Raw genomic sequence first — 9787 nt, forward strand, 5'->3', positions numbered from 1 at the left:
GGAGCCGGCCGTGGAGGAACGCGCGTCGGAGCAGGTGCCCCGCACCGACGCGAGGGACGTGGGGTCTCAGCGCTCCAGGATCGCCCGCATGAGGGCGGCGGCACCGTCGTGTTCCACCGGTCCTGTCACCGCATCGGCGTGGGCGCGGACCTCCTCGGTGGCACCCCCCATGGCGACCCCGTGGTGGGCCCAGCGCAACATGGCGATGTCGTTCGTGCCGTCACCCACGGAGACGGTCCCCTCCCGGGGAATGCCCAACTCGGCGGCCAGCTCCGCCAGGCCGGTCGCCTTCGTCGTGCCCTCGGGGCCGACGTCCACCCAGGACGTCCACCCCACGGCGTACTCGTGCCGGACACCGAGGTCCGAGCCCTCCACCCGCTCCGCGAACTCGTCGCGATCCATCCAGGGTGCACGCCCGATGAGCTTCGGGGTGGGGGTGGCGCTCAGGTCGCGCACCGGGGAGACGATGCCGGCCTCGGCGAGTTCCCCGACGGGGAAGGGCTGGGAGACGAGGTACCCCCGGTGCGTGACCTCCACGCCCAGGAGAATTCCCGGGACGCTGGACTCCAGGGACCTGATCGCCGCCGCGGGGTCGAAGCGGTGCTCGGCGAGGACCTCCACGTCGGTCCCCCCGCGGGGCTCCCAGTGGGCCAGGACCGCGCCGTTGGAGCACACCGACCACCCACGGTCCGAGTGCAGGTACCCGAGCACGGGACGCACGGCATTGACGCCGCGACCCGTGGCGATGACCACGGTCGCCCCCGCGTCGACCAGGTCGTGGTAGGCCTCCCGCACGCGCGGTGAGGCACCGTCGGGGCGCAGCAGGGTGCCGTCCACGTCCACGGCCACCATCACCCGCCGCAGGTCACCGGGGAGGTCGGGGGGCAGGGACTGCTTCGCGGTCTCGACCATCTCCGCGAAGGGGACGAAGGGCACACCCGAGGGCGGGGGTGTGAGGAGGGGTTGGCTCACCTGGTCACCTGAGGGGTTCCATCACGTCTATTCACCTGAGGGGTTCCATCACGTCGAGTCCCCCTAGGTAGGGACGCATGGCCTCGGGCACCCGCACCGAGCCGTCGGCCTGCTGGTGGTTCTCCAGCAGGGCGACGATCCAGCGGGTGGTGGCCAGGGTGCCGTTGAGCGTGGCCACGGGGTGCATCTGACCGTCCTCCCGGCGCTCCCGGATCCCGAGGCGGCGCGCCTGGAACGTCGTGCAGTTCGAGGTCGAGGTGACCTCCATGTAACGCTCCTGCGTCGGCAACCACGCCTCGCAGTCGAACTTGCGGGCGGCCGAGGTGCCCAGGTCGCCCGCGGCGGTGTGGATCACCCGGTAGGGGAGCTCGACCTTGGCGAGCATCTCCTCCTCCCAGGCGAGGAAACGTCGGTGTTCGTCCTCGGCGTCCTCGGGCCGGCAGTAGCTGAACATCTCGACCTTGTTGAACTGGTGCACGCGGATGATGCCGCGCGTGTCCTTGCCCGCGGCCCCCGCCTCACGGCGGTAGCAGGTGGACCAACCCAGGTAGTGCCGGGGTCCGGCCGACAGGTCGAGGATCTCCCCCATGTGGTACCCGGCGAGCGCCACCTCGGAGGTGCCCGTCAGGTAGAGGTCGTCGGCGGGCAGGTAGTAGATCTCGTCGGAGTGCTCGTTGAGGAAGCCCGTGCCGCCCATGACCTCGGGCGTGACCAGGGTCGGGGTGATCATCGGGGTGAAGCCGGCGGCCACGGCCTGGTCCAGCGCCATGGTCAGCAGCGCCAGCTCGAGGCGCGCACCGATACCCGTCAGGTAGTAGAAGCGCGACCCGGAGACCTTCGCCCCGCGCTTGACGTCGATGGCGCCCAGGCCCTCGCCCAGGGCCAGGTGGTCCAGGGGCGTGAAACCCTCGGCCGCGAAGTCACGGCGCTCGGGACCCTCGTGGCGCAGCACCACGAAGTCGTCCTCACCACCCACGGGCACGCCCGGCGCGACGATGTTGGGCAGCGAGCGGGCCAGGCGGTCGGCCTCGGCGTCGAGCTCGCCGGCCCGCGAGTCCGCGGCCTTGACCTCCTCGGCCAGCTCCCTGGCCTGCGCCAGGACGGCGGGACGCTCCTCCGGCGAGGCCTTCCCGACGGAGCGGGACACCTCCTTCTGCGTGGCCCGCAGGGACTCGAAGGTCTGGAGGGCCTCACGACGTGCGGCATCAGCCTCGATGATGCGGTCGACCAGCTCCGGGTCGGCGCCCCGGGCCTTCTGTGAGGCACGGGCAGTTTCGGGGTCGTCTCGCAGGGCGCGCACATCAATCATGTGCCCATGGTAGGACAGCGCCCCCACCCGCCACCGCTTCCGCCCGACCGCACCGACTCTCCCCCGGGCCCCGCGCCGGGTCCACCCGGACCTCCTCCCCACCGTGTGTCTCCCCTCCGGGACGCCCCGGGGCACCGGTCCCGATAGGCTCCTCCCATGACTGGAGTCGCCCTCATCTGGCTGGCCACCGCCCTCCTGCTCGCCGTGGGTTCCGCGGCACTGTCGAGGTGGCTGACCTTCCGGGACACCCGCAACGCGGCGCGCAACGGCGCCCTGTTGGACCCCGCCACCGCGGACGCCGTGGACCGTGACCGCCCCCGGCCCTGGGTGGTGTTCAACCCCTCGAAGTTCGCCGACCCCGACGACTTCCGCGCCAAGGTCGACGACCTGGCCCTCCAGCACGGCATCTCCCACGTCCACTGGCGCGGGACCACGCCCGAGGACCCGGGCACCGGCCAGACCGTGCGCGCCCTCGCCGAAGGAGCCTCCGTCGTCATCGCCGCAGGTGGGGACGGGACGGTGCGTGCGGTGGCCGCCGGCCTCGCCCACTCGGGGGTCCGCATGGGGATCATCCCGGTGGGCACCGGGAACCTCCTCGCCCGCAACCTCGGACTGCCCATCGACGACCTGCCCCGCGCCGTCGCCGTGGCGCTGGGCCCCGACCACCGCGGCGTCGACCTCGCCTGGCTGCGGATGGAGGATGTCGAGGAGGCCTCCGGGATCCCCGCGGAAGGTGGTCTGCTGGCCGCTGCGGACGCCCCCTCGGTGCGTTCCCTGCCCGAGGGCGTCCGGGAACCACAGCGCGACGAGTACGCCTACGCCATCATCGCGGGCCTCGGTTTCGACGGGGAGACCATGGCGAACACCAACCCGAAGCTCAAGAAGAGCGTGGGGTGGCCCGCCTACGTGCTCTCAGCACTCACGGCCCTGCGGACGCGCCGCATGCGCTGCCGCCTCACCCTGCACGATCCCGCCGGGCCCGCAGGACCCGCCGAGCAGGGGGTCGCCGCGTCGGGGCCCGCCACCGTCGACGACGGCGCACCCGGTGACTCCGCCGACGAGACCACGGAGTTCACCGCCCGCACCGTCCTCTTCGCCAACTGCGGGGAGCTGCCCTACATCGTGCTCGCACCCGATGCGGACCCCGATGACGGACTGCTCGACATCATCGCCGTGGACACCCAGGCGGGTCTGCTCGGCTGGGCCGACCTGGCCGCGAAGGTCCTGGTCCAGGGGGTGGGCCTGCGTCCACTCGACATGCCCACCTCCACCGGCCAGATCGCCTTCCGGCAGGCGCCCTCCGCCTCCGTGCACGTCGACCGCCCCCAGGTGGTCCAGGTCGACGGCGATGCCCTAGGTCGGGCGCGCACCGCCCATGTGCGTGTGGACGCGGGAGCACTGGACATCGCCGTCGCCTGACCCCGGCAGCGCTCTGTCCGCACAGTCTCCCGGGTCGGTGTGCAGGAATGCACCCAGTTTCCCCGAGCCCGGAGCCGGAGGCAGTGCCACGCGTCCCGCTGTCAGCCCCTGACCTGCATCGATGCTCCCGCCCTCATTCGGGGCCTCCTCGTCGAGGAGGAAACTGGGTGCATTTCAGCACACTCGGGGGTCAGTGCCCCGTGTGTCCTCCCAGTGGCCAGCTGGCATCACCCTCGTAGAGGGTGGTCCCGTCGCCGCCGTGGAGGATCCCGGCCACCCAGGCACGCCCCACGCGGAAGTCCTCGTCCGAGGTGCCCTCCAGGATCCTGGCGCGGACCCCGTCCACGCGTGGGTAGGAGCCCATGAAACGCACGTCGGGGGAGAAGCGGTGCAGCCCGACCAGGGCCGCCTGCACGCGTTCCTCGGCGATGTGGCCGACGATGTCGATGGAGAAGGTGTAGGAACCGAGGTGGTCCCCCGAGGGGCGTGACTCGATGCGCGAGAGGTCCACGCCGCGGGCGCTGAACTGCTCGAGCATGCCGAGCAGCGAACCGGCCTCGTTGTGGGGCAGGGCGACCTGGATCGTCGTCTTGTCCGCACCGGTGGGCGGGGGCAGTGCGCCCGGGGGGGAGACCATGACGAAGCGGGTGACGGCGCCCGGGTTGTCGGCGACGTCGGAGTACAGCGCCTCCAGGCCGTAGCGCTCCACGGAGGTCGCGTTGCACAGGGCGGCGTCGAAGCCGGCGTCCCCCTGCGCGAGCAGCTCCGCGGCGGCCGCGGTCGATGTGGCGGGCAGGTGCAGGGCGCCGGGGAACGTCTCCTCCGCCCAGTGGCGGCACTGGGCCCAGGCATGGGGGTGGGTGCCGATGCGGTGGATGTCCTGCGCCCGGGTCCCGGGGCGCACCGCCAGCTGGAAGGTCACCGAGACGACCATCTCGGAGACGATGACCAGGGGCTCACCGCGGGAGAGCGCGTCCAGGGTGGCGTTGACCCCACCCTCGATCGAGTTCTCGATGGGGACGACCGCCCGGTCCGCCTCGCCGCGGCGCACCAGTTCCATGGCAGCGGGGGCGGAGGGGACGGGGAGCAGTTCCGCCCCGGCGGGCGCCACCTGCCACACGGCCTGCTCGGTGAAGGTCCCGAAGGGTCCGAGGAAGGCGATGCGGACGTGGTCGCCCGCAGGGTGCGGGCCGGGCATGTTCGTGGCGGCCGTGGGTTCGTGCATCCCACCAGCGTAACGAGGGCGACGCGGGGTCGTGGGCGCGACCCGTCACCCGGACGACCGTCCCCGGGGCGGCACCGCCGGTCCGGTCGTGATCCGGGCCGATGCACACTCTTTCAGGACACAGGAGTGTGGCGGCTCCAGGTCCCCGGCCCCGGGGTCCCGGTGGGCACCTCGTCCCGTACGTACTCCTGGCACCCGCCCGTCCCGAGTGTCCTGCAGGCGCTGCCGTCGACGTGGGCGAAGAGCGTTGTCGGGTCCGGACCTGCATCGACGGGACCGCCGAGCCCCGGGTGCTTGTCATTGTCGAGTTGCTCGACGGATCGGGTCTCCATGTCGGTTCCTCTTCCCCCTCGTCCCCCGCGCTGCGGGCCGGTCCACCAGGACCTCCCGCTCCACATCCGGCGGAACCGGGCACTGCCCTCTCGAGAAGGTACGGACTTCACCCGTCGCCCGGTACACCCCTGGGGGTGGGGAGCGCTGAACGGGTCCACGCGACGGGTCGCACCGTCCTCCTGCACCGGGGGCGCAGGACAGCGCTCAGCCTGAGCGCTCCTCCTCCCGCAACGGCTCGGGGAGCATGCCGTGGCGGACCCCCCACACCACCGCCTGGCTGCGTCTGAGCACACCCATCTTCCGGTAGGCCGTGCGGATGTAGGACTTGACGGAGTTGATGCTCAGGCCGCACGCCTCGGCAATGACCTCATTCGTGATGCCCTGGGTGATCAGTGCGACGACCTGGGCCTCCCGCGCCGTCAGTCCGGCGTCGCGGCCCGGCCAGTCGGGCATCTGGACCTCCCGGTCGCCCACCGCGGGGAGCACCACGCAGTCGCCGCCGGCGACCCGCACCAAGGCGCTGCCCAACTGGGATCCCGTCAGCTTCTTCGACACGTAACCGTGGACGCCCAACGCCAGGTACCGTCCGATCTCCTGGTCGGACTCGTGCCAGGAGTAGATGACGACCTTGTCGAAGCGCGGGTTCACGAGGAGTCGGGAGACATCCGTCTCCGGATCCCGTGCCGCGAAGCAGTCGAAGAGCACCACGTCGACACGCCGCACCGGTTGGACGCCGGCGGCGAACTCGACGACACGGAGGCGGGAGTCCCCCTCCAGCAGCTGCGCGACCCCACGGACGATCACCGGGTAGTCATTGACGACGGACACTGAGACCTGCTCGCGAACCGGCACTCCGCCCATGCCCTCCCTCTCCGACGCACCGGACGGTCACCACCAGCGGGGCCGGGGCCACGGGCCGGACCCAGGGACCGCGGGCCCGGACGGGATGACCGGACCGGGTGGAACTCCTTCGTGCCTCAGAGGAAATCACCGTCTCCCCCGCCCCGCAACAGGTGGGGACGTGATCGCCCCGGGAGACCGGGTCGACCGGAGCGGTCCCGGGCCCTCAGCCGCAGGCGGTGATCCTGAAGAGCTTCGCCGTCCCACCGTCGTCCACCAGCTCGAACCCGTGGGTCACGTCCACGTCGTACAGACCCGGGAACCGCTCGGAGCGCTTGAACTGGTAGTACCAACCGTCGGCGTCCATGTAGAAGTGCGTGATGCCCAGCTCCCGCACGACCTCGCACACCTCGGGATCGGTGTGGATCTGGTTGAAGCGCTGCACCAGGACCTCCTGGGCGTGGGAGTCCCCCAGCGTCTGGTACAGCTGCGGGAAGACGGCGCGTCGCTGCCCGATGACCTCGGTGTAGGCGGCCCCCGCGATCGGGTCGCCGAGCACCAGGGCATCAGCGGGCAGGGTCCGGGGCATGCGGCGCAGCATGTCGAGCTCGGCGGAGGTGGCCATCCCGGCCTTTCCCAGGTGATCGGCGTCGTAGACGACGGTGACCGCCCGGATGCGGGCGTCCATGGCGCCCCCGAGACTCAGTGCCAGCAACCACGCACCCAGGATCGCCCCGATGCGCCAGAGGGATCCCGCCGAGTGGTGCTCGTCCTCGCTGCGCACCCTCTGGGACCGGACCCAGTTGACGACGAACTCGAAGCCCAGCGCCGCCAGGGGAACCATCGTCAGGTTCTGGGGAGCCATGATGCGACGCGGGTCCATGTACCAGGGGGCGAGCAGGAAGGTGCGCAGCGCACTGTCCGGTGCGTACGCCAGGAACGTCATCGCCGCCAGGACCAGGAAGGAGGCGATGGGCCACAGCAGGGGTCGCGACCCCAGGGTCGCCCGGACCTCCCCGCGGCGCTCCTCCCAGATCCGCACCCGCTCGGCGCGCGGGGCGTCGGGGGACAGGCCACCGGCACCCTCCGGTGTGAGGAGCGCTCCCTGACCGGTCCCGGAACCGGCGGCCCCATCGGCGGCCCAGCCGGCGACCGCACCCTCCGACGCAGCGTCATCGCCGTCATCCCCCACCACACGCACGAGGGCGTCGCCCTCGTCGGCGGGTCGGGCACCGGTGGACGGCAGCGGTCCACCGGGGAGACGCCAGTCCGGGAAGGAGGCCGCGGCGAGCTGGTCCCAGGTGCGCACCGCCGAGACCGTCGCCCACACACCGGCGGCCATGAGCAGGGCGAACACCGTCACCGTCGTCGCGAGCCCCGGGGTGGAGTCGAAGGGCGGGAACGGGGTGAGGAAGTGGGAGAAGGCCGCCGCCCACCCCTGCCCGTGGCGCGGGTAGGAGCCCATGGCGCGCAACTGTTCGGTGGTGAGCACCCACAGGGGGAGTGCGACCACTCCGACCCCGATGGCTGCGAGCACGACGACCAGGACCCTGTCGCGCAGCCACAGGGAGCGTCGCAGCAGACGCCAGAGGCCCACCAGCAGGGGGGCGAGCAGCACCGCGTACAGGCTGAACACCGCGGAGGGGTGCGCCGCTGCCGCACCCACCACCGCCAGGACCCACATCCCCAGGAGTGGCAGGTGACCGACCACGCCCCGCAGTCCCGCCAGGGTCGAGCGGGTGAGGCGCCGCCCGAGGACGACGGCGAGGGCGGCCACCCCGGGCAGCACGGCCACACCGGTGGCGTTGGGCCACTGGCTGTACATGGTCAGCGCGTCGGCCGGCATGCTCAGCGTGCACCCCGCCAGGACGGGTGCGGCGAGCACCGCGACCCGCGAGGTGGACACGACCGCCGTGAAGGCCGTGCACCCCACCACCCAGATGCCCATGAGCAGCAGGTTGGTCACATTGGCCACCTGGACAACGGTGGTCGGCACCGCGAAGAGCGCGGTGAAGGCGTGCCAGGCGATCGGGTAGGTGACGGCCCGACCTCCGTAGAGGGGGGCGAGAGCTCCGTGGGGTTGCGCCTCACCGGTGTGGAGGATCGTCCACACGCCGTTGAGGTGGAACACGGGGTCCCACTGCTGCACGGGGTCCGCCGGGTCGGCGGTCACCACCAGGGGCAGCACCGCGACCAGCCACCCCACCGCCACCAGGCACCAGGTCGCCACCCGCGTGCGCCGCGGCAGGATCCGGTAGGCCCGCGACGAGGGCGCGTCGACCAGCAACGGCGGCCTCACGGAGACGGGGTCGCCCATGAGGTCACCGACGAGGGGGGTGCGGCGCATGCGCAGGCGCAGCACGACGGCGCCGAGCAGTGCGACAACGGCCAGCACCGGCAGTACCGTCCGCCCCGACCAGGCGATGCCCAGTGCGTGGTAGGCGATGGAGAGGACAGTGATGACGGCAAGTGTCAGTGCGGGTGACACGGCCGCGGCGACGACGGAGGAACGGACGGTGGCCCGCACCCAGAAGTAACCGGGCAGGACCATGGCGGCGACCATCGCCGCCAGCACCGGGAGGAGCACACACCACGCGAGCATTCGTGACCGACCTCGTTCGACGGGGTCACCGGGAAGGACCCGGTGACCGGATGACCCTACTCTGCCCCGTCGGGCCGCCTGCGCGCACGGTCATGCCCGGGCAGGTCCGGATCCGGGGTGACCGAGGTGGCGCCCCGGGTCCCGTCGAGGGCTCCGGTGGTCCCTTCGGGAGCCCCGCCCGCGACCCCGTCCAGGGCGTCCTCCACGACTTCCACGGCCTCCTCGACGACCTCGCCGGCCTCCGCCCCCGCCGCGAGCGCCTCGGCGCGGGCGCGACGGCGCTGGAGGAGGACCTCCACGCCCATCGGCACCAGGGAGACGAGCACGATGAGCATGACCAGCACGGAGAGGTTGTCGTGGACGAACTGCACCCCACCCAGCGCGGACCCGGCGTAGGTGATGCCCACACCCCACAGCAGGGAGCCCAGGGAGTTGAAGGCGAGGAACTTCGCGTAGGGATAACGCGCGATGCCCGCAGCCAGCGGGATGAAGGTGCGCACGAAGGGGATGAAACGCCCGATCACCAGGGAGCGGCCCCCGTAGCGGACGAAGTACTGCTCGGCCTTGTCCAGGTGCTCGGTGCGCAGGAAGCGGGCGTCGTCCCTGAACAGGCGCCGCCCGTAGCGCCTGCCGAGCCAGTACCCCACCTGGGCGCCGAGGAAGGCCGCGACGAAGGTCAGGCCGATGAGGGTGGGCAGGTGGAGGCCGAGGCGCTCGTGGAGCAGTCCCGCGGTGAAGAGGAGGGAGTCCCCGGGCAGGACGGGGAAGAGCACCCCCGACTCGATGAAGACGATGAGGAGCGTCCCCCACAGGACCCACGGGCCCATGGCGACCAACAGGGTCTCGGGGTCGTGGAACCATCCGATGACGGTGTCCAGCCAGGACGCCGCCAGCGGCGTGGCGAACGGCATGGGGACGAGGAGGTGGTTGAGCACCGCTGGCCTTCCGTGGGGGGCAGAGTCCGTGCGGCCCAGAGTAGCCGGGTGGGACGGCACACCGGGGCGCGGGTCCGACGAGGGCAGGCGAGGGGTGGCGCGGGCGGGTGCGTGTCCGACGCGCGCAGGCGCAGGTCCGACGCGGGCTGGTG

General features: G+C 71.9%; 7 protein-coding genes and 1 pseudogene. 1 reads left to right on the forward strand and 7 read right to left on the reverse strand.

The window, feature by feature from the left end:
- Positions 1-66: 66 nt before the first annotated feature.
- Entirely contained in the window at positions 67-972 is a 906-nt protein-coding gene (locus BQ9890_RS11145) for an HAD family hydrolase (protein ID WP_075891552.1), read from the reverse strand.
- 31 nt (positions 973-1003) lie between these two features.
- Entirely contained in the window at positions 1004-2281 is a 1278-nt protein-coding gene (gene serS / locus BQ9890_RS11150) for a serine--tRNA ligase (RefSeq protein ID WP_075893100.1), read from the reverse strand.
- Between the two features lie 156 nt (positions 2282-2437).
- Between serS and BQ9890_RS11155 the strand changes: the two genes are divergently transcribed.
- Positions 2438-3700: a diacylglycerol/lipid kinase family protein gene (locus BQ9890_RS11155; protein WP_075891554.1), complete on the forward strand. Its 1263-nt coding sequence runs from the start codon at positions 2438-2440 to the stop codon at positions 3698-3700.
- Positions 3701-3890: 190 nt separating this feature from the next.
- Here BQ9890_RS11155 and pheA read toward each other — a convergent pair whose 3' ends face one another.
- The 5 genes and pseudogenes from pheA to BQ9890_RS11180 all read right to left on the reverse strand — a co-directional run.
- A complete protein-coding gene (pheA, locus tag BQ9890_RS11160; RefSeq protein WP_075891556.1) occupies positions 3891-4925 on the reverse strand; it encodes a prephenate dehydratase in 1035 nt (344 codons plus the stop codon).
- A gap of 113 nt (positions 4926-5038) precedes the next feature.
- Positions 5039-5257: a hypothetical protein gene (locus BQ9890_RS11165; protein ID WP_075891558.1), complete on the reverse strand. Its 219-nt coding sequence runs from the start codon at positions 5255-5257 to the stop codon at positions 5039-5041.
- A 205-nt stretch (positions 5258-5462) separates the two neighbouring features.
- Complete coding sequence (locus BQ9890_RS11170; RefSeq protein WP_075891560.1) at positions 5463-6119, reverse strand: response regulator transcription factor; 657 nt, start codon at positions 6117-6119, stop codon at positions 5463-5465.
- 205 nt (positions 6120-6324) lie between these two features.
- Positions 6325-8700, reverse strand: coding sequence for a DUF6541 family protein (locus tag BQ9890_RS11175; protein ID WP_075891561.1), 2376 nt, complete (start codon positions 8698-8700; stop codon positions 6325-6327).
- Positions 8701-8969: 269 nt separating this feature from the next.
- Positions 8970-9611 (reverse strand): annotated as a pseudogene (locus BQ9890_RS11180) (DedA family protein); the annotation flags it as partial.
- Positions 9612-9787 lie beyond the last annotated feature (176 nt).

The organism is Actinomyces provencensis (assembly GCF_900155435.1).
Lineage (GTDB): Bacteria > Actinomycetota > Actinomycetes > Actinomycetales > Actinomycetaceae > Pauljensenia > Pauljensenia provencensis.